We start from the raw sequence: 21,171 nt of genomic DNA, 5'->3' as shown, positions 1-21,171 counted from the left end.
GAGACGCCGGTGACCTTTTCCGAACTCTTCATCCGCCGGCCCGTCGCCACCGTACTGGTCACGGTCGCCATCCTGCTGGCCGGCATCGTCGCGTTCAACTTTCTGCCTGTTTCCCCGCTGCCGCAAGTCGATTTCCCGACCATCCGCGTGCGGGCAAAACTGCCGGGCGCGAGTCCCGAAACCATGGCCGCCACCGTCGCCACCCCGCTGGAACGCTCGCTCGGCCGGATTGCCGGCATTACCGAAATCACCTCGACCAGCACGCTCGGCACGACCGATATCACGCTCCAGTTCGACCTTTCCAGAAACATCGACGGCGCGGCCCGCGATGTCCAGTCCGCGATCAACGCCGCCCGCGCCCTCCTGCCGACCGGCATGCCGTCCAACCCGACCTACCGCAAGATCAACCCGGCCGACGCCCCCATCATGATTTTATCCATGACATCCGGTTCGCTGACGCGCGGCCAGATGTACGACGCGGCAGACACCATCGTCGCGCAAAAACTCATGCAGACCGAAGGCATCGGCGACGTTTTCGTCGGGGGCGGCTCGCAACCCGCCGTGCGTATCGACCTGCACCCGCAACAGCTTTCCCGCTACGGCATCAGTCTGGAACAGGTCCGAAACGTCATTACGGACACCAACGTCAACCGGCCCAAGGGCTTCGTCGGCAACGACAGCCGCCAGTGGAAAATCGAAGCCAACGATCAGGCGAAAACCGCGAAAGACTACCTGCCTTTGATCGTCCACCACGCCAGCGGCGCGACCCTCCGGCTGGCCGATGTCGCCGACGTGACCGACTCGGTGCAGGACGTGCGCAACATCGGCATGGTAAACGGCGAACCCTGCGTGATGCTGATCATTTTCCGCGAACCGGGCGCGAACATCATCGAAACCGTCGAACGGGTCTATGAACTCATGCCCGCCCTGGCCGCTTCCATCCCCGAATCCATCGACCTGAACGTCGTCATGGACCGCACCCCGACCATCCGCAGTTCGCTGGCGGATGTCGAATTCACCCTGCTCATTTCCGTCGGGCTGGTCATTCTCGTCGTCTTCCTCTTTTTGCGGAATGTCCGCGCCACCGCCATCTCGGCCATTTCCGTGCCCGTCTCGCTCGTCGGCACCTTTACCGTCATGTATCTGGCCGGGTTTTCCCTGAACAACCTCTCCCTGATGGCCCTGACGATTGCCACCGGCTTCGTCGTGGACGACACCATCGTCGTGCTGGAAAACATCATGCGCCATATCGAGGGCGGCATGAAACCGTTTGACGCGGCCTTGAAAGGCGCGCGCGAAGTGGGCTTTACCGTCCTGTCGATCAGCATCTCCCTAATCGCCGTCTTCATCCCGATTCTTTTGATGGGCGGCATCATCGGGCGGCTTTTCCGCGAATTTGCCGTCACCCTCTCGGTCACCATCCTCGTCTCGCTCTTCATCTCGCTGACCACCACGCCGATGCTGTGCGCGCTCTGGCTCAAACGCCGCGACAAAACGCCGGGGCCCGGCCGCCCGAACCGCTTCAACCGCCTCTTCAACGCCAGCGAACACCTCTTTGCCAGCCTGCAATTGGCCTACGCGAGAACGCTCAAACGGGCCATCGACCACCGGCGCATCACCCTCCTGATCCTGATGGCGACGATTGCCTTCAATGTCTTTCTCTACATCGTCGTGCCCAAGGGCTTTTTCCCGCAACAGGATACCGGGCGGATGTTCGGCGTTATCCGCGCCGACCAGAGCATCTCGTTTCAGGCGATGCAAAGGAAAATGGAACATTTCATCGACAAAATCCGTGAAGACCCCGCCATCGATCAGGTCTCGGCCTATACCGGCAGCAGCCAGAGCAACACCGCCCGGATGTTCATCAGCTTGAAACCCCTTTCCGAACGCGACGCCAGCGCCGACGAAGTCATTGCCCGGCTGCGCAAGCGGCTCGTTACCGAACCGGGCGCGACCCTGTTTTTGCAATCCGTGCAGGATATCCGCATGGGCGGACGCCCGGCCAACGCCCAGTACCAGTACACGCTGCAAGGCGACGATCTGAACGAACTGCGCGAATGGACGCCCAAAGCCTTTAACGCCCTCTCGAAACTGCCGATGCTGGCCGATTTGAACACCGATCAGGAACTGAAAGGCCTGCAAACCCTGCTGGCTTTCGACCGCGACGCGATGGCCCGGCTCGGCCTGACGCAAAAACAGGTCGATGACGTCCTTTACGACGCCTTCGGCCAGCGGCAGGTGTCCACCATCTACAACGAACTGAACCAGTACAAGGTCGTCATGGAAGTCGCGCCGCAATACTGGCAAAACCCCGAAGCCTTAAACCACATCTACCTCCAGACGCCAAAAGCCGGCCCCACGCCCCTGTCGGCCATCGCCCGCTGGGAACCCGTCAACACCTCGCTTTCCGTCAACCATCAGGGCCAGTTCGCCGCTTCGACCCTCTCGTTCAACCTCCCGCCCGGCCAGTCCCTGTCCGAGGCGACCGTCGCCATCGAACAGACCCTCTCCGACATTGGCCTGCCTTCTTCCATCGTCGGCAGCTTTCAGGGCACCGCCAAAACCTTCCGGGAATCGCTCTCCAGCCAGCCGATGCTGATCGCGCTGGCGCTCGTTGCCGTCTATATCGTGCTGGGCATGCTCTATGAAAGCTTCATTCATCCGGTCACCATCCTCTCCACCCTGCCGTCCGCCGGAGTCGGGGCCCTGCTCGCGCTGATTCTCGCCGGCAGCGAATTCTCCGTCATTGCCTTGATCGGCGTGCTGCTTTTGATCGGCATCGTGAAAAAGAACGCGATCATGATGATCGACTTTGCGCTGGTCGCCGAACGCGAAGAGGGCCTGTCGCCTGAAAACGCCATCTATCAGGCGTGCCTCCTGCGTTTCCGCCCGATCATGATGACCACGACCGCCGCCCTTTTCGGCGCGCTGCCGCTGGCGCTGGGCCACGGCGACGGGGCCGAAATGCGCATTCCGCTCGGCATCTCCATCGTCGGCGGCCTGATGTTGAGCCAGCTCCTGACCCTTTACACGACCCCTGTCGTTTACCTGTATCTCGACCGTTTCCAAAAACGCGCCGCCGCGAAAAAAGCCGCCCGCGCCGCGAAAGAAACGGCCTGAACCGATGAGGAAAAACCCATGACTACCGCTTTCCCGCACGATAACGACCGGCCAAAAACCCCGCCGCCCCGCCCCCTGGCTCCCGGCGGCATCCCGGCTGCGTCATTGACTGCCGGCCCGGCTCCCGCGCCAGCCATCGCCCCGGCTGCGACCGCTTTACACGCTGCGCCGGAAACCGCCGCCCCGTCCGCCCTTTTTTCCGCCCTCCGGCTTGCCGCCGCCCTCGCCTTCGGAACCGCCCTTCTGGCCGGTTGCGCTATCGGCCCGGATTACGTCCGGCCCGACACCGCCATGCCCGCCGCCTACAAGGAAGACAGCCTCTGGAAAACGGCGAAACCGGCCGACGACTACCCGCGCGGCCAGTGGTGGCGCGTCTTTCACGACGCGGAACTCGACCGGCTGATGGAACGGCTGAACCGGCAAAACCTCACCATCGCGCAGGCCGAGGCGCAATACCGGCAGGCACAGGCCCTGTTGAGACAGGCCGAATCCGCGCTCTTTCCCAGCCTCACGCTCGACGCCGGCCGCACACGCGGTGCCCTGTCGAGCAACTCGTCCGCCCTCTCGACCCGGAACCAGGCCATCGGCACCTTGAGCTGGGAAGTCGATCTCTGGGGCGGCATCCGCCGCAACGTCGAAGCCGGTGAAGCCGGCGCGGCGGCCAGCATAGCGCAACTGGACGCCATCCGGCTCTCCCAGCAGGCGCAACTAGCCACCGCCTATCTGGAACTGATCGTCACCGACCGGCAAATCGCCCGGCTGGAAGAAAGCGAAAAACTGCTTGCCGAATCGCTGAAACTGACGCAAAACCAGTACAACGCCGGCCTCGTTTCGGACGCCAGCGTCGCGCAGGCCGAAAGCCAGCTCAAAATCGCGCAGGCCGCCACCCTCGACGCGAAACTGGCGCGCGTCCGGCTGGAACACGCGATCGCCGTTTCCATCGGCGAAGCGCCCGCCGCCCTGACGCTTTCCGACGCGACTGAAGACCCCTACCTGCCGCACATCCCGGCCGGCATCCCCTCCACCCTGCTCCAGCGCCGGCCCGATATCGCGGCCGCCGAACGCCGGGTGGCTGAAGCCAATGCCCTGATCGGCGTCGCCCAATCGGCCTTCTTCCCGTCCCTTACCCTGTCTGCGACCGGCGGCTGGAGCGGCCCGTCCTTCGGCGACCTTTTCACCGTCCCGAACCGCATCTGGTCGATCGGCCCGGCGATTGCCCTGTCGGTCTTCGACGCCGGATTGCGCCGCGCGCAGACCGACGAAGCCATCGCCGTCTATGACGAAACCGTCGCCGCCTACCGCCAGCAAGTGCTGACCGCGTTTCAGGAAGTCGAGGACAATCTCGCCGCCCAGGCCATGCTGGACGACGAATCGGCCCTGCAATCGGCGGCTGTTGCCGCCGCCCGACGCTCCGAAACCATCACCTTGAACCAGTACCGCGCCGGTATCGTCGGCTACCTTGAACTGCTTGTCGCCCAGACCAGCCGCATCGCCGCCGAAAACACCCTCTGGGATATCCGGAAACGCCAGTTCGCTTCCAGCGTCGCCCTGATCGCCGCCATCGGCGGACAATGGGGAGAGGAGGAACAGCAGGGAGAGAAAAAGACGCAAGACGCGCAACCCGAACACGGGAAAAAAGGGCAAGCGCCTGAAACCCGCCCGGCCGGAACGCCGGAAGCGGCAAGCGGGAAAACCATTCCGGAGAACTGAACCGCGGCACGCGTCCGGTACTGCCCGTTTCTCCGATCCGGCCCAAACGGCCCGGCCATCCACGTCCCCCGTCAACTGGCCGGCAGTCTTTCCGGCCAGCCGTCCCGGGCACTTTCCGACCGGAAAAACAGCGGCGGCGATGGCCCCGCCCGACTGAATGTCTTTTCCCGCTCTCGCGCTGTCCGCCGGCTTCCTTTTCCGATGCCAGCCCAACGGAACAGGAAAAATCGCGGACAGCGGCATTCCCGTCCGCCCCGTACCGCCAAAAGCGGCCTCCGGACGGGTAGCGGAACGCTCGCGCTTCGCCAGATCGTTGCCCTTCGGCTGATGGCGTCAGCCAGTACAGTGCGCTTTCCGGGCCGTTTCCGGGAAGTGGGAGCCCCCGGGGCCCGACATGAAAAAAGGGCAGAGCGCCCTCTGTCACGGGTTTATCCTGTTTTCAATCGTCGGTCAGTGATGGCGCCGGTTTTCACGACTGGCCCCAAAAACCGGACACGTCAGGGAAACCGGCTGCCAGTGCATTCTTTTTCCTTGCCGGAAGGATGGCTTTCTCTTTTTATCCTTCTCAAAATCCATCCTTCCCGGACGTGTTACGGTCGGTTTATCCGCCGGAAACGGACAGGCGCTCTTGCGGAAATGAAAGAGACGGCCTCCTTCACCCATTCGCCGGCGTCCACTTTTACAGGAGATATCATGCCCCAGACCGTTGCAGAAAACCTTGTGTCGCTGATGATCGAAGCTGGCGTGAAACGGATATACGGCATCGTCGGCGATTCCGCCAACCCGCTTGTCGATGCCGTGCACCGCAGTAACGGGGCCATCCGGTTCATTGATGTCCGAAACGAGGAAGCGGGCGCTTTTGCCGCCGGAGCCGAGTCGAACATCACCGGCGGCGTCGCCGCCGTGTTCGGTTCTTCGGGCCCCGGATCGCTGCATCTGCTCAACGGCCTTTACGACTGCGACCGCAACAGCGCCTCCGTTTTCGCTGTCGCCACCCATATTCCGCTGGCCGAGATCGGCAGCCGCTACTTTCAGGACACGCGGCCGGACTGGATTTTCGCCGACTGTACGAAATATCTCGGGGTTGCCACCACTGCCCGGCAAATGCCCCGTCTGGCGGAACTGGCGATGCAGGCCGCGATTCTGGAGCGCGGCGTCGGCATGGTCGTCCTGCCCGGCGACGTCGGACAGGAACGCATCGTTTCCCCCATGCTGCCCCATCCAGTGGCCACCGCCCGCCCGCTGACCCTGCCCGCCCCGGACGATCTGAATGCCCTGGCCGATCTGATCGACCGCTCGAAAAAAATCGTCATCTACGGCGGCGCAGGATGCCGGGACGCCCGCGAACACGTGCTGATCCTCTCCAAAAAACTGCACGCTCCCATCGCCTACGCCTATCGCGGCAAGGACATTCTTGAAGCCGACAATCCGCACGGCATCGGCATGATCGGTCTTTTAGGCTGGGGCGCGGCGACACGGGCGCTGGCCGAATGCGATCTGCTTTTGATGCTGGGCACCGATTTCACTTTTCATCAGTTCTTTCCGGAAAACACGAAAATCGTGCAGATCGACGCCAATCCGGCCCATCTCGGCCGCCGCGCCCGGGTGGACATGGCCTTGACGGGCGATATCGGCATCACCCTGCAAGCCCTGACACCGCTTGTCAAACACAAAACGGATTCCGCCTTTTTAGACGCCATGCTCGCCATCCATGCCGATATGCTCCGCCTGCAAAACGCCCCGCTTTATGAAAAACGCGACAATGGGCCGCTCCCGCCCGAACTGGTGGCCTTCATGATCGGCCAGATGGCTGAAAAGAACGCCATTTTCACCGTCGATACCGGCATGTGTGTGATCTGGGCGGCCCGTTATGTGCAAATGGAACGGGATCAGCGCATGCTCGCTTCCTACAGCCATGCCTCGATGGCAAACGCCCTTCCGCAAGCCATCGGCGCATCGCTGGCCGCGCCGGACCGGCAAGTCATCGCTTTCTGCGGCGACGGCGGCCTTGCCATGCTGATGGGAGAATTGCTGACTGCGGTCGAACTGGAATTGCCCGTCAAACTCATGGTCTTCAACAATTCCTCACGCGCCATGGTACACCGCGAAATGCGCGACGCCGGTTACGACCCCTGGGGAACGGGCGTGAAAAATCCCGACTTCGGAGCCGTCGCCCGCGCGATGGGTCTCTTCGGTGAACGGGTCGAAAAAGCGGAAGATATCCGCGGCGCCATCGCCCGCGCTTTCGATTATCCGGGGCCCGCCCTGATCGACTTCGTCACCGATGCCGCCGCCGATCCGCCTCCGCCAAACCGCATGCTGGAACGGCTCGGAGACACTCCGTCCCGGAACCGGGAACGATGAAACACGCGGAAACGCAATCCATTTGCCAGTTGCACGAACGCATCCGGAAGCAAGTCCGTAAAAAAGCCCTCATCCGGTTCCCGGACGAGGGTAAAAGGCGCGCCATCGTCTGCCAGCACGCCCTCTCAATCCGGACAGGGTAAAAAGCGCCAGATTCCGGCAACGCCGGGAAAAACGGTTTACCGGCAGTCTCTGTACAAAAACCACCGATAAGGAACCGGCTTTTCCGGGAATTCGCCGGCAAAAAAGGGGCGACATTTCCGCCCCTTTCTCACCACGTCCGCCAGCCCGTTCAGATCGGCCCGTCCGGTTTCCTGCCGGCTGCCTCGTCGGCGGCCCGCTGCTCGCGCTTGCGCTGCGTTTCCGCCTTCTTGCGTTTCACTCTTTCCTGACGCCTTGTCATTTCTTCCTGTTTGGCCTGATATTCGCGGACGTTTTCCGCTTTCTCGGCCGGCGTCATCAGATTGCCCGAATGGCTTTCTCCCGGCGTGGACGTTCTGCCTTGCGCGGCCGCCTCGCGCTTCGCTTCCCTTTCCTGAACCCGTTTCTCCCGTTCTTCACGCATTCTCACATTTTCAGCCCGCTGCGGCGCTTCGGCTTCCTCTTCGGCCCGGCGCCTGTCCAGCGCCAGATCGCGCTGCCGGACAGCCTCGCTGCGTTTGAACCGTTTGGCTTCTGTCTCAAGCGGCTTTAGGGCCGCCAGATCGATGCGCTTTCTTTCCTCCGCTTCGTCATAACACCGGTAAACGAGGAACTTCTCGTTGCAAAGCAGCTTTTCATTGTAAAGACGGGCACTTATATTGGCTTTCTCGATTTCGATCACTTCCAGAACGATATCCGCCCTGGCCACCGAATCAATGGAACCGGCCGGATAGTGTTCCAGAACCGCCGTCACCTCCGGCCCGGGTTTTTCTTTCGGCAACAGGCTGTCTCCGGAAATACCGGCCGCCTGCAAGGGCGCCGCACCCGTAAAAGAAAAAAACAGGATCGCTGCCGCGACAAGCGTCAAAACCGCTTTCCCGCCTCCCGAAGAGGGCGCCGCTTCTTTCTGTTTTTGCCGTCCGCAAGGGATATCTGACGGTTTCAAATCGCACTCCTGAACATACAAGAAAACAAATCGGAACGCAGAAGTGTCCGACAGGGCATTTTACCATCAAAACCTGGCGCCTCTGTGACAGGCGGGCTATCTTGCCGACCCGCGAAAAATACCGGAAAACCCTGTTTGGCCCGGCAAAAACCGGTCCGCGGATTTTGTTCCCTGTCTCTCCAAACCGGTTTGTGCCGTTCCCGTTCCCGGCAATACGGTTTTCCCGTTTGTCTTTAAACAACACTTTCCGGAGAAAATGCGCCCGATTGCCTTTTAGCCAGTTTCTTCCGGCGATAATAAGCCCTGTTGACCTTTCACCGGAAATCGCCATGTCCATTCAAACTCCTTGCACCGTTTCAGACCGTTTCTTCCCGCCCGGTCGGAAAGCGAGTGTCCTGTCCGCTGTACTGGCCTGCCTTTTCGGCGCATTGCCGGCCGCCGCCCCGGCAGCCGGCGTCCTTGTTAATACCCCGGTTTCGACTCCCGTCATTGCCGGGGACGGTGAAACGGTCACAATAAGCGAAACCGGTTCCCTAACCCTCTCCGGTGAAAACCGCGACGCTATCCAGACCGGCGGCAACGCCACCGTCACCAACCACGGCAAGGTCACGACCGCGGGCAACGGGAGCAACGCCATCCAGACAGGCAGCGGATCGACCGTGGTCAACAACGGTATCCTCTCAACCACCGGCACCTATACCGGCTCCAGTCTGGCCGACGCGCATTTCTCGGACGGCATGCTGGCCGGCGCCGGTTCCCGGCTCGTCAACAACGGCGCCGTAACCACGTCAGGCGACAGCGCCTATGCCGTCTATGCGATGGAAGGATCGCTGATCGTCAATTCGCAAAACGCCCGCGTTTCGACAAGCGGAAAGAACGCCAACGGCCTGATGGGAGAAAACGGCGTCACGATTGCCAACCACGGCAAGGTCACGACCTCCGGCGACGGCAGCTACGGCATGCGCGGCAAGGATCACGCCGTACTGGTCAACACGGGAACGGTTGAAACCGGCGGAAGTTATGTTCTTGCCGACCCGTTCGACGGCAGGACCAATACGGCAACGGCCATGCAGGGCGGCGACAACGCGCGCCTGACCAATACCGGCGTCCTGCACACGACAGGCGAGAGCGCATCGGGCATGGCGGCCGGCAGGGAATCGACGCTTTATAACGCCGCCACCGGCGTGATCACGGTGGAAGGCGCTCTGGCACAAAACGGCGGCGCCTACATTTTCGCCGACGGCATGATGGGCGGCGAAAACGCCACACTCGTCAACGACGGCGTCGTCAGGACAGGCGGCGCCAGTATTTTCGGCCTGTTCGGCAACACCGGCTCCACACTGGCCAATAACGGAACCGTCGAAACGTCCGGGGAACGCAGTGTCGGCATGCTGGGCGAAAACGGAACCCGACTGGCCAATACCGGCATCATCCGCACCGCAGGCGACGGGGCATCGGGCATGACCGGCAAAACGGGTTCATCCGTCGTCAATGGCGGCCTTATCGAGACGTCAGGCGGCATCGTGGCGACAAATCCCATTAACGGATACACCAACTACGCATCCGGCATCACCATCGAGGGCGACAACGCCACTGTCGTCAACACCGGTTCCATCCTCACTTCCGGCGAGCAGGCGCACGGCATTTATCTGGCCGGGCGGGGCACGGCTGTTTCCAGCACCGGCTTCATCGCTTCCAAAAGCGGCGCCGAACTGTACGTCGGCGGCAAAACCCCGTCGGACGCCGCCAGCGCAACCGTGACGGCATGGGCGACCGAAGCCGGCAAAAACGGGGTTTTCCGGGTCGAAAACAATGCCACCCTCACTTTCGACCGGGCCCGCCTGATCCTCCGGGCGCCGGCTGACGGAATCACGGGCAAGACCTACCGTTTCGCCGACATGGCCGACACATCCCGTGGCGGGACGATAAACGGTTCCATTGCTTCCGTTTCATCGGTCATGCCGATGCTCTCCGTCCAGTCGTCCGGCAATACGCCCGACACCCTAAAATACCGGATGAGAGTGGACGCTGTCCGCTCCTACGGCCAGCAAGCCAGCGTCGCTGCCGTGCGCAACGCGCAAAACCGCTTCTGGCTGTCGAACCGGACGATTGCGGCCGCCCTGACCGGCCTGTACGCCTCGTCCTCATCCGAATGGAGCGCCTTCGGGCAATCCTATTCCCTAAACGCCGGCGCATCCGGCAACGCGCCCTCCTCGTCCGATTCCGTCGGCCTGATTCTCGGCGCGACCCGGCGGATCGGACAAAACGGGCTGGCCGGCTTTCACGCGGGCATCGAAACCACCGACATGAACGCTCACGAATCGGGTGTTTCTTCCGATTCGACGTCCTGGCTCCTTGGCCTGCACGGCAGCGTCAACGTGTCGCCTGCCGCCTTTTTGCGCGGACAGCTGACCGGCATGGTCTCGCGAAGCGACTACGACTTCAGCATGATGGACGATACCGCTTCCGACAAGCGCACGGAATATGCGTTCTTCGCCAATGTCACGGGCGGGTATGACGTCAAGGTAAATGAGGCCCATACGATCACACCGGAAATCGGGCTGGCGTATCTGTATATGAAAAACCCGTCGATGGACGCGAACTGGTCCGCCGCGGGCAACCGCTATATGGATGTGCATGTCGATTCCGATTCGTATCAGGCCGTTTTCGCCACGGCAACGCTCAGATGGACGGGGACGTTCGGGGGGCCATTGACGTCCGTGAAACCCACGGTGGCGCTGGGTGTCCGGCAGACGCTGACAGACGGGGAAATCGACGGCGGCATGCGCTTTGTCGGGAACCGTTACGGCAGTTATGTGGCTGACGATAAAACGGTAGGCACGGTAGAAGCCGGTTTGCAGTTTCAGCAAGGGAATATGACGATGGCCGTCAAATATAACGGCAACTTCGGCCAGGATACACATGATAGTGTCGTCTGGGGCGAGATCGGATACGCCTTCTGAACGCGCCGGCCGGTATGTTTTCCAAACCGGCCGGTTCCCGTACAAAAGGCCGTATCGTGTCCCGGGAAAGAACGACATGACGCTTTCAGGAAAAAACCGTTTCCCGCTGGCGGTTGCAGGGTCACCGGTTCGCGCCGGACAGGAGAAAACGCCCGGGCCGGCTGGCCAGTTCCGGCGGGCGGTGCTGGCGGCCGGCAACATCCCCGTCACCCGGTCCCGTTCCGGAACCATCCCGCCAGCTTTTCCGGCAAACCGGCCATGCCCGCTAATCCGGCGTACCGGTTTCAGGGGAACCCTTTTCCGGCACATCACGGTCTTTCCGTTTTGAATTGCCGGCCCGCGTGAGAAGGCGGGCAATCTTTGAAGAACAGGGATTGCGGCACTGTTCGAGATTATGGGCATAAATCTGCGTCGTCATAATCAGGCTGTGCCGCGCGAACTGCTGCACCTGCTGAAGGGTCGCCCCCGCTTGCAGCGATACGGTCACCGCCGTATGGCGGAGCGAATGCGCGGTCAGTCTGCGGCTGTCGAACCCGGCGGATTTCAGCATTGTCTTGACGATCCGGCTGACGCTGTGCGAGGTCATGCGTCCCCCGCCATTGTTCCGGCTCACCGACGCAAACAGGGGCGACGGCCCTGCCGGAGACCCTCGCGACAACAGATAACGCCGAATCGCGGAAGCCACCTTTTTGGGAACATTGACGAAATCCGTTTTTCCGTCCCGGCCTTTTCCGTGAATGTACAACACCGGTTCGCCGCCAACATGATTCAGATCCTCGACATTGGCCTGCGCGACCTCGGACACTCTCAGGCCGCAGGTGACCATCAGCAGGATCATCGAATAATCGCGCAAATGGCTGTTTCCGCTTTTCGTCTCATCCAGGACGGAAAGCACCTGATGAGGCGCCAGAAAATCCCGCTTGGGCGAACGCCCGACCTTGACGCCCTTGACGGAAGAGGCGATATCGGGATATTTCCCGTATCGTCCCGTCCATTTGAAAAACAGGCGCACGGCCGCCAGGTAAGTCTGGGCCGTCGCCAAAGAACGTGTCTGTTTGAGATATTCCTTCCAGGATACGATATGTTCCCTTGCGGGAAAGTCGGTACCGCAAAGGGCCATCCAGTCGAAAAACGAGGCAAGCGCCGTGCGGTAAGTCCGTATGGTCGTCGGACTGAACTCGGAAGAAAACAGAAACCCGCTCAAAAGCGGATGGAAAAAAGCGGTGCGGTTGGAAACCGGCGCGATTAACATACCCATCATGAATCCTTTCACAAGACGAGAAACGGCGCGCACGGCTATCCTGAAAGCGTGAAATTTCCGCGACCGTTGTCATCGTTTTCATTTCAAAATAGTTGTTGCCAAAAAAACATCCCCTGATAGCCATTAAAGGATGCCCCCTAAACAAATGCCTGAATAAAACCGTTTCCGGTCCTGCCTGACTCCTGTCGCCGCAGGCGGAGATAGTAATAAGGCACCGCTTATTTGTAAATGACGGATTTTTCCGCATCGGGGAAACAGCGCAGGAAAAACTGAAATTGTTTTTTATTATCAGTAACTTGAAAAAATTTTCCGGCTGTCTAACATTATTGACAATCCGTTAACGGCTAGCCATTGAAGCCGGTTTCCCTACTGTCATGCAATATTTCAATACTGGAAATAAAATGACGAAAAAAACGCCCTGTCCGCTGCCTGCCCCTTTTTATCGTGACGCCTGGCGTTCTCCCTTCGGATTGGGCGGATCGGACAACGCAGGAAACCGGAACCGGGGCTGGAAACGCCTGTAAAAACCTTCCCTTGACCGGACTTAAGCAATAAAAAAGCGGATCAGGCGCCACAGACGGCCGGAAACACCGCTCCCTGCAAACCGGTAAAAACAGGCGTCAACCGGTACGGCAGCGGAAAAACCCCGGCCGCACGGTGCAAGGCAACAGGAAGCCGGATCAGGCCGCCAGACCCGTCTGCCGGAACAGGCGCCTTTCACGCCATGCGCGCAGCAAGCGCAAACAGGGAGTGGGCCGTGAACCGGCAAAAGGGACTGGCAACACGGCATTCCCGTTTTTCGCCTGCCAAAGGAATCGTGAAAGACAGGACTGACGAAAGCGTTACGGAAAAAAGAATGAACAAAATGTCTGAAAACCCCGCAAACGGTTTCCCTGCAAAAGGCAGGGAAACCCGGTTCCGCCCTGTCCTTTCAAAAAACGCGCACAGGGCTTTCAGACGATTCGGGCGTTGCGTGACCGGGAAAAAACCGCCCCTTAAACGTCTTTCACAAAAAGCCGGTTTTCAGGATAAAGACAGGCATAAAAAGATCAACGCCCCCTTCAACCATGCCAGGCTTCATGAATGCCACACACCACGAAGCCCCGCTTTCACTGCGGGAATGCCGGAAATTTTTATGTCCTGTTTTATTGCCGGAGGCGGCAAGCGAACCGGGAGAAAGCAAAACACGCTTCCGGAGGAAAAGGGGGAAGGAGCAGAAACACTGCCGTCCGGAAAAGAAACGTTCCCGGCCGTTTTCCTCTCCTCTTTTACCGCCAAGACAGGCGTTTCCCTGAAACCGGACTTGCCGGAAACCGCGCTCTTTTGAAGGCCGCTTGAAACCCGGACTTTCTTCCTGAAGATCCGGCCGCAAGACCGGCCAGGACAAGCGTCGCCGCCGCTTGCCCCCAGCCGGACAAACCGTTCGCGCCACAGGCAATCCGCTGCGTATCCAAAACGGAAAAGAGACAGGAAACGCTCCCGATACCCGTCAAAAAGGCCAGGAACAAGCGGGGGGTCATGTGTTCTTTTTCTTTTCCCCGGCCCATCGTTTCGCTTTTTTCGGCAAAAAAGGCGGCTTCTTCCGCCTTTTTTGCCTTCAGCCCGGACAGGACTACATGTTCAGCGCCCGGCCATCCACCGCCAGCGCCGCTTCTCTCACCGCTTCGGACAAGGTCGGATGGGCATGGCAGATGCGGGCGATATCTTCGGACGTCGCCTTAAACGTCATCGCCATGACGGCTTCAGCAATCAGTTCGGATACCATCGGCCCGATCATGTGCACGCCCAGCACTTCATCGGTTTTCGCATCGGCCAGTATTTTCACGAAGCCTTCGGTCGTGCCCATCGTGCGCGCCCGGCCGTTCGCCATGAACGGGAACGTCCCGACCCGGAAGATCACACCCGCTTCGGCCAGTTCTTCTTCCGTCCTGCCGACCCAGGCGATTTCCGGATGCGTATAAACGACCCAGGGAATGGCCCGGTAATCGACATGGCCGTATTTTCCGGCAATGCGCTCGGCCACCGCCACCCCCTCTTCTTCCGCCTTGTGCGCCAGCATCGGCCCGCGCACCACGTCGCCGATGGCCCAGACGTTTTTCAGGTTTGTCCGGCACTGCCCGTCCACTGCCACAAAACCGCGTTCGTCCCGCTTCAGCCCGACGTTTTCCGCGCCCAGCCCCTGCGTATAGGGCACCCGGCCGATGGAAACCAGCAGCTTGTCGAACACCGCTTTCGCCACCTGTCCCTGCGCATCGTCGTATTCGATGGCGACTCCGCCATCAACGGGTTCCACTTTCCGCACTGTCGCGCCGGTATAAATCGTCAGCCCCTGCCGCGTCAGCTGTTTCTGCGCTTCCATCGCGATTTGCCGGTCGGCGCCGGCCAGAAGCGCCGGCTGCGCCTCGAAAAGCGTGACGGCTGCGCCAAGCCGCCGCCAGACAGAGCCCATCTCCAACCCGACCACACCCGCGCCGATAATCGCCAGACTTTCCGGAACCGCTTCCATCGCCAGCACCCCCGTATTGGAAAGCACCCGCTTTTCGTCGAAGGGCACACCGGGCCAGGCGCGCGGTTTGGAGCCGGTCGCGACGATAACATGCGTGCAGGTGAACTGGCGCGGCTCATCGCCGGTCACGTCGATCCGGTATTCCCCATCCCGGCAGCCTGCAAACGAGCCGGTGCCGTTGAAAAACGTGATCTTGTTCTTTCTGAACAAAAAAGCGATGCCGTCATTGTTCTGGCGCACGACGGAGGCGCGCCGCGCCTGCATGCGGGAAACATCGAGTTCCACGCCCTTTATCCCGACCCCGAAATGGGCAAACCCCTCTTTCGCCAGTTCGTAATGCGAAGACGCTTCCAGAAGCGCCTTGGACGGGATGCACCCTACATTCGTGCACGTCCCCCCCGGCGCGGGTTTGCCGTCCGTCTTCCAGTCGTCGATACAGACCGTTTTCATGCCGAGCTGCGCGGCGCGTATCGCGGCGATATAGCCGCCCGGGCCGCCCCCGATCACGGCGACGTCGAAATCCACACTCATGTTCCCTCCTTTCGCGCTACTTCAGACAGGGCCTACAGATCCAGCAACAGGCGGGCCGGGTCTTCCAGCGTCTCTTTCATCGTTCTCAAAGCCAGCACCGCTTCCCGCCCGTCGATCAGGCGATGGTCGTAGGAGAGCGCCAGATAATTCATCGGGCGAATGACGATCTGCCCGTCTTCCACGACCGGCCGCTCTTTCGTCGCGTGGATGCCCAAAATCGCGGATTGCGGCGGATTGATGATCGGGGTCGAGAGCATCGACCCGAAAATGCCGCCGTTGGAAATCGAGAAGGTGCCGCCGGTCAGGTCTTCCAGCGTCAACTGGCCTTCCTTCGCCTTGATCGACAACTCATTGATTTTCTTTTCGATTTCGGCAATCGTCATCAGGTCGGCGTCACGCATGATCGGCACGACCAGACCGCGCGGCGAACTGATGGCAATCCCGATATCGTAATACCCGTGATAGACGATATCGTTACCGTCGATCGAGGCGTTGACAATCGGAAAACGTTTCAAGGCCGCGATCGCCGCCTTGACGAAAAAGGACATGAGGCCGAGCCGCACACCGTGTTCTTTCTCGAACAGTTCGCCGAATTTCCGGCGCAAGTCCAGTACCGGCTGCATGTTCACTTCGTTAAACGTCGTCAACGATGCCGTCGATTGCTGCGACTGGATCAGCCGTTCGGCGACCCGTGCGCGCAGGCGGCTCATCGGCACCCGGTTTTCCGTGCGGTTCGTCGCGCCGTAAACCGTTTCCTGTCCGGTCGAACCCGACGGGACGGAAGGCGTACCGGAAGGCCGGGCCGGACGGCGCGTCGCCGCCTCAATCGCTTTCTCGTCCTCGGCAAAATCGGTGCCCTTCGCTGCCCAGGCGCGTTCCACATCCTGCTTGGTCACGCGGCCATCCTTGCCGGTGCCGACAACTTCGGTTTCATCCATGCCCAGTTCGGCGATCATCCGGGCCGCAGCCGGCATGACGATGCCCGACGGATAATCGGCCGGATCGGGCATGTCACGCTCGCTGTCGAACCCGGTGGACGCGGCGGTTTCCGCTTCGCGCAGCCCGACCGGTCCGGAGACGGCGGCCGGCGCCGTTTTTGCCGGAGCCGCGGTGGCCGCCGCTTCTTTCCCGGTTTCAGCCGCGCCTGCCGTGTCGATGGTGGCGATCACTTCGCCCGCCACGACGATATCGCCGTCCTTTTTCACAATGGACGCCAGAACGCCCGCTGCGGGCGACGGCAATTCCAGCACCACCTTGTCCGTTTCGATATCGACCAGATTCTCATCCAGCGCGACTTTCTCGCCTGCCTTTTTGTGCCACTGCAAGAGCGTGGCTTCCGTTACCGATTCCGATAACTGGGGAACCTTCACTTCAAGAACCGCCATAATTTCTCCACTTAAAAAATCCGGAGTCACTGTAAAAAACGACCCGCTTTCATGCTTTCGTTCATTCTTCTATTCTTTTTCCCGACGGACGATCGCCATATCCGGCATGGGGCCGAAAGCGGCGTTGACCAGTTCCTTTTGCTGCGCCAGATGCTTCTGGAAATAGCCGACAGCCGGCGAGGAGGACGCAGGCCGGGATGAATACGCCAGTTTCTGTCCAACCCGCATGCAATCGAAAATCGGCCGCAGCAATTGCAGCCAGCCGCCCTGATTTTCCGGTTCGTCCTGCACCCACATCACGTCTTCCAGATTCGGGTATTTTTTCAGTTCATCCGACAACTCGTCGTGCGGGAACGGATACATTTCTTCCAGCCGGACAATCGCCACATCGCGCCTTCCGAGCTCGGTCCGCCGGTGCGCCAGATCGTAATAGACCCGGCCGGTACAGAGCAGCACCCGTTTCACGTCTTGCGCCCGGACAGCCGTATCGGTTTCGCCCAGTACCGGCCGGAAAGCGCCATTGGCCAGTTCTTCCAGCGGCGAGGCGGCGTCCTTGTGGCGCAAGAGCGACTTCGGCGTCATGACGATCAGGGGTTTGCGCTGCATCCGGAGCATCTGGCGGCGCAAGACATGGAAAATCTGCGCGGCCGTCGTCGGCTGGACGACTTCCATATTGTTGTCCGCACACAAATGCAGGTAGCGCTCCAGCCGCGCTGACGAATGTTCCGGCCCCTGCCCTTCGAACCCGTGCGGCAGCAGCATGACCAGACCGCAGGCACGGCCCCATTTGGCTTCGCCGGAACTGATGAACTGGTCGATCACGACCTGCGCCCCGTTGGCGAAATCGCCGAACTGCGCTTCCCACAAGGTCAGCGTATTGGGCGCGGACGTCGCGAAACCGTATTCGAAAGCGAGCGCGGCTTCTTCCGACAAAGGCGAATTGATGACCGTGAACGCGGCCTGATCTTTCGAGACATGCCGGAGCGGCACATAGACCCCCGCGCTCCGGGTTTCGCGGTTCTGGTCGTGCAATTCGGCATGGCGGTGCACGAACGTGCCGCGGCCCGAATCCTCCCCGGCCAGCCGCACCGAAAAACCGGCCGCGACCAGCGAGGCATACGCCAGATGTTCGGCCATGCCCCAGTCCACCGGCATCTCGCCGCGCCCCATCGCCGCCCGGTCGCGTATCACGCGTTCGACCAGCGGATGCAGCCTCAGCCATTCCGGCACCGTCGTAATCCGCTCGGCAAGGCGTTTCAGCTCTTCCACCGGCATCGCGGTTACCGCTTCTTCCGGGCCGCCCTGCTGTTGCAGGATGGGCTGCCATTGCTGCGCCGACAGGCTTTTCACATTCGTCATGACCGGCGACACGATCGGCGCTCCGGCATCCATCCGTGCCCGGTAACCGGCGACCAGCGCATCGGCGTCAGCCCGCGTAATGACGCCCTGATTGACCAGCCTGTCCACATACAGATTGCGCACCCCCGGATGCAGCGCGATTCTCTTGTACATCAGCGGCTGCGTCATTGCCGGGGTATCCTGTTCGTTATGGCCGAGCTTGCGGTAGCAGACGATATCGACCACCACATCTTTCCGGAATTCCATCCGGAAATCCAGCGCGATTTGCGTCGCCAGCACGACCGCTTCCGGATCATCGCCATTGACATGGAAAATCGGCGCCTCGATCATCTTCGCGACATCGGTGCAATAAAGCGACGAGCGGGCGTCGCGCACGTCTGACGTCGTAAAACCGATCTGGTTGTTCAGTACGATATGCACCGTGCCGCCTGTGCTGTACCCGCGCGTCTGCGCCATGTTCAGCGTTTCCTGCACGACCCCCTGCCCGGAAAACGACGCGTCGCCATGCACCAGCACCGGCATGACCTGCGAACCGTCCGGATCGCCCCGGTGCAGCATGCGCGCCTTGGCCGACCCCTCGACAACCGGATCGACGATTTCCAGATGCGAGGGATTGAACGCCAGGGACAGATGAACCGGGCCGCCCGGCGTCGAAATGTCGCGCACGAAACCCTGATGGTATTTCACGTCCCCGGCAGGCAATTCCTTTTCCGGCAGGCCCCCCTCGAACTCGGCGAAAAGATCGGACGGCATCTTGCCCATGATGTTGACCAGCACGTTCAGCCGCCCGCGGTGCGCCATGCCCAGCACGATTTCCTGTATGCCTTTCGTCCCGGCCCGCTGGATCACCTCATCTAAGGAAACGAGAAAACTCTCGCCCCCTTCCAGCGAAAACCGTTTCTGGCCGACGTATCGGGTATGCAGATACCGTTCCATGCACTCGGCTGATGTGACGCGTTCCAGAATATGGCGTTTCTTTTCCGGCGAAAAATCAGGCCTGGACTGGATCGATTCCAGCCGCTCCTCAATCCAGCGTTTCTGCGCCGGATCGGTGATATACATGAATTCCGCGCCGATCGAGCGGCAATACGTTTCCCGCAACAATTGCAACAGTTCGCGCAGCGTCGCCGTTTCCCGGCCGAAATAGGTATTGCTGATATTGAAAACCAGATCCATATCCGTATCGGTGAAACCGTAGAAAGACGGTTCCAGCTCCGGAATCTGCGGCCGTTCGTGCCGTTCCAGCGGATCGAGTTTCGCCCAGTACGTTCCCAGAAAGCGGTAAGCCGCCGTCATCTGCTGCGCCGCGATACGCTTGCGTTCCAGTTCGGCATTGCCCTTCGGCACGAGAATCCTGAACGGCGAATGCCGCGCCCGTTCGGCATAGGCCGCCACGACCGGGCCATGCCGCACGTCGGAACGGTTGCTGCCGTCCACAGCCGGGACATTCTGCATCGAGTTGAAATAGGCCCGCCAGTTTTCCGGAACGGAAGCGGGATTGTCGAGATAGGCTTCGTAAAGCTCTTCCACATAAGGCGCATTGCCCGCGAACAGGTATGAACTGTCCTGATATTCCTGCATCATGATGCTTCCCTTTCCTTTGCACCCGGCAAACCGGACACGCCGCCCGGCCATTTGCCGCCTGTACCTGCCTTATGGACAGGCCAAACCCCCTCGCGTTCCCCGCTTTTCCGGATACGGGAACGCAACGGGCAGATAAAAAGATTATACCCCGACCGATACGGCTGAAGAGCCTGCAAGAAACGAAGCTTTTTTCAGGAATTCATCCTCGCATACCGGGAAAGAAAAACCTTGACGGGCAGCAAAAACCGGGTGCGTCACCTTCCCGGAAACCGCACTGTCCGGCGATGCCTGCCGTTTCAAAACCGCTCCCGCTTCTTTCAGCATACATATCCCTTCCACAATCTTTCCTCCTGTTCCCGGGCTCTGCCTTTTTGCCGGGCTCTCCGGCAAGCTTTCCAGATACGTCCGGAAACCGGTCTGTTCCCTGACATAGCGGACAGAAAGTTTTCCAAATCCCGACAGCCATAGCTGACCGAAGATCATCTATCGGGTATAAATCAAGTGTGGCGGGGTCTTTGCGCCCCGCGTATTTGAACAAAGCCTTCCGGCGTTGCCGGAGGGCTTTTTTTTTGGAGAAGAAAACCATGAACGACTTTGAAAACCACTTCGGTTCAGCAGGAGAGAGGTTTTCCGGCAGCCAGAACCCCGACGAACAAAACGGCTGGGCAGACAAACAGCAAAGAGAACTCGAGCGGCAAAGGAAAGCGCTGGAAAGACAGCAAACCCTGAACAAACCGGCCAGTAACGCTCCCGGCTTTACCGCGGCTCCAACCGGCCTGACCCCGGCAATGGAACCGGAAACGCCCCTTCCCCAAACCGGGCCGTTAAAAGCCGAACCGGCCAAAAAAGAAAGGGCGGAAAGAGTGGAAAGGGCGGAAACCGATCTTCCCGACTTCACCAAACACTGGGACGACCCTTTAAGCAAACTGCCCTCCGGCCAGATCAATTCCCATCTGGACAACAAATACCGCGGCCGGCCCGGCCCCTGGGACTGGGCGGGACGACCTTTCCCACGGCACGAGGCGGAACCGATGATCGAACACCGGAAAGCGGCCTTAAAGGAAATGAGCCAGGATATGCGGGATGTGCTGTTTCTGAGCAATTACCAAAACGATCCGACGTTTCGGGAACGGGCCAACCGGGCCATCCATGCCTTGAACCGGCTCATGCCGGAACAAAAAGCCGGCCAGCCGGCTTCGGAAACCGCTTCCCCTCTGTCCGGTCAGGACGTGAGCTTGCCGGCATCGCGTGAGCGATCAGGCGTATCGCGTCTCCCTGGGGATAAACCGGCCGTGCCTTCC

Annotated in this window: 13 protein-coding genes; 7 read left to right on the top strand and 6 right to left on the bottom strand. The window is 60.5% G+C overall.

The features are described from left to right. The first annotated feature begins 9 nt into the window (after positions 1–9). The 4 genes from OFAG_RS05675 to OFAG_RS13715 all read left to right on the top strand — a co-directional run bounded on the left by OFAG_RS05675 (position 10) and on the right by OFAG_RS13715 (position 7,337). Entirely contained in the window at positions 10–3,120 is a 3,111-nt protein-coding gene (locus OFAG_RS05675; RefSeq protein WP_005877362.1) for a multidrug efflux RND transporter permease subunit, read from the top strand. A gap of 18 nt (positions 3,121–3,138) precedes the next feature. After that, on the top strand, positions 3,139–4,830 hold the full coding sequence (locus tag OFAG_RS05670) for an efflux transporter outer membrane subunit (RefSeq protein WP_005877364.1): 1,692 nt from the start codon (positions 3,139–3,141) through the stop codon (positions 4,828–4,830). A 693-nt stretch (positions 4,831–5,523) separates the two neighbouring features. After that, positions 5,524–7,194 (top strand): thiamine pyrophosphate-dependent enzyme, encoded by a 1,671-nt coding sequence (locus tag OFAG_RS05665; RefSeq protein WP_020994921.1) that lies wholly within the window; start codon positions 5,524–5,526, stop codon positions 7,192–7,194. Next, positions 7,191–7,337: a hypothetical protein gene (locus tag OFAG_RS13715; RefSeq protein WP_020994920.1), complete on the top strand. Its 147-nt coding sequence runs from the start codon at positions 7,191–7,193 to the stop codon at positions 7,335–7,337. Before OFAG_RS05665 ends, OFAG_RS13715 begins: the two co-directional genes overlap by 4 nt. 149 nt (positions 7,338–7,486) lie before the next feature. Here OFAG_RS13715 and OFAG_RS05660 read toward each other — a convergent pair whose 3' ends face one another. Then, positions 7,487–8,281 (bottom strand): hypothetical protein, encoded by a 795-nt coding sequence (locus OFAG_RS05660; RefSeq protein ID WP_020994919.1) that lies wholly within the window; start codon positions 8,279–8,281, stop codon positions 7,487–7,489. Between the two features lie 329 nt (positions 8,282–8,610). On the opposite strand from OFAG_RS05660, the gene OFAG_RS05655 reads away from it, so the two are divergent. Continuing rightward, on the top strand, positions 8,611–11,244 hold the full coding sequence (locus tag OFAG_RS05655) for an autotransporter family protein (protein WP_005877369.1): 2,634 nt from the start codon (positions 8,611–8,613) through the stop codon (positions 11,242–11,244). Positions 11,245–11,509: 265 nt separating this feature from the next. Here the strand turns inward: OFAG_RS05655 and OFAG_RS13300 are convergent, their stop codons facing one another. Next, complete coding sequence (locus tag OFAG_RS13300) at positions 11,510–12,505, bottom strand: tyrosine-type recombinase/integrase (RefSeq protein WP_081695684.1); 996 nt, start codon at positions 12,503–12,505, stop codon at positions 11,510–11,512. Positions 12,506–13,229: 724 nt separating this feature from the next. On the opposite strand from OFAG_RS13300, the gene OFAG_RS05645 reads away from it, so the two are divergent. Continuing rightward, a complete protein-coding gene (locus tag OFAG_RS05645; RefSeq protein WP_005877372.1) occupies positions 13,230–13,832 on the top strand; it encodes a hypothetical protein in 603 nt (200 codons plus the stop codon). Between the two features lie 285 nt (positions 13,833–14,117). Here OFAG_RS05645 and lpdA read toward each other — a convergent pair whose 3' ends face one another. From lpdA to OFAG_RS13710, 4 genes are all read right to left on the bottom strand, one after another. Then, entirely contained in the window at positions 14,118–15,542 is a 1,425-nt protein-coding gene (lpdA, locus tag OFAG_RS05635; protein ID WP_005877374.1) for a dihydrolipoyl dehydrogenase, read from the bottom strand. Positions 15,543–15,574: 32 nt separating this feature from the next. Further along, entirely contained in the window at positions 15,575–16,927 is a 1,353-nt protein-coding gene (gene odhB / locus OFAG_RS05630; protein ID WP_005877375.1) for a 2-oxoglutarate dehydrogenase complex dihydrolipoyllysine-residue succinyltransferase, read from the bottom strand. A gap of 69 nt (positions 16,928–16,996) precedes the next feature. Next, positions 16,997–19,870, bottom strand: a complete 2,874-nt coding sequence (locus OFAG_RS05625) for a 2-oxoglutarate dehydrogenase E1 component (protein ID WP_005877376.1) — start codon at positions 19,868–19,870, stop codon at positions 16,997–16,999. Between the two features lie 141 nt (positions 19,871–20,011). After that, positions 20,012–20,209 (bottom strand): hypothetical protein, encoded by a 198-nt coding sequence (locus OFAG_RS13710; RefSeq protein WP_147617698.1) that lies wholly within the window; start codon positions 20,207–20,209, stop codon positions 20,012–20,014. A 245-nt stretch (positions 20,210–20,454) separates the two neighbouring features. Between OFAG_RS13710 and OFAG_RS14075 the strand changes: the two genes are divergently transcribed. After that, a partial coding sequence (locus OFAG_RS14075) for a hypothetical protein (RefSeq protein WP_020994914.1) occupies positions 20,455–21,171 on the top strand: 717 nt, incomplete at its 3' end.

The sequence above is a fragment of the Oxalobacter paraformigenes genome, from assembly GCF_000158475.2.
Classification (GTDB): Bacteria; Pseudomonadota; Gammaproteobacteria; order Burkholderiales; family Burkholderiaceae_D; genus Oxalobacter; species Oxalobacter paraformigenes.
This window is presented reverse-complemented; position numbering and strand designations above follow the sequence as displayed.

Bases quoted from the DNA above. Each gene is read 5' to 3' on its own strand.
- OFAG_RS05665 (WP_020994921.1), top strand. From the start codon at position 5,524: ATGCCCCAGACCGTTGCAGAAAACCTTGTGTCGCTGATGATCGAAGCT.
- OFAG_RS13300 (WP_081695684.1), bottom strand. From the start codon at position 12,505: ATGATGGGTATGTTAATCGCGCCGGTTTCCAACCGCACCGCTTTTTTC.
- OFAG_RS05625 (WP_005877376.1), bottom strand. From the start codon at position 19,870: ATGATGCAGGAATATCAGGACAGTTCATACCTGTTCGCGGGCAATGCG.
- OFAG_RS13715 (WP_020994920.1), top strand. From the start codon at position 7,191: ATGAAACACGCGGAAACGCAATCCATTTGCCAGTTGCACGAACGCATC.
- OFAG_RS05670 (WP_005877364.1), top strand. From the start codon at position 3,139: ATGACTACCGCTTTCCCGCACGATAACGACCGGCCAAAAACCCCGCCG.
- odhB (WP_005877375.1), bottom strand. From the start codon at position 16,927: ATGGCGGTTCTTGAAGTGAAGGTTCCCCAGTTATCGGAATCGGTAACG.
- lpdA (WP_005877374.1), bottom strand. From the start codon at position 15,542: ATGAGTGTGGATTTCGACGTCGCCGTGATCGGGGGCGGCCCGGGCGGC.
- OFAG_RS05655 (WP_005877369.1), top strand. From the start codon at position 8,611: ATGTCCATTCAAACTCCTTGCACCGTTTCAGACCGTTTCTTCCCGCCC.
- OFAG_RS05645 (WP_005877372.1), top strand. From the start codon at position 13,230: ATGCGCGCAGCAAGCGCAAACAGGGAGTGGGCCGTGAACCGGCAAAAG.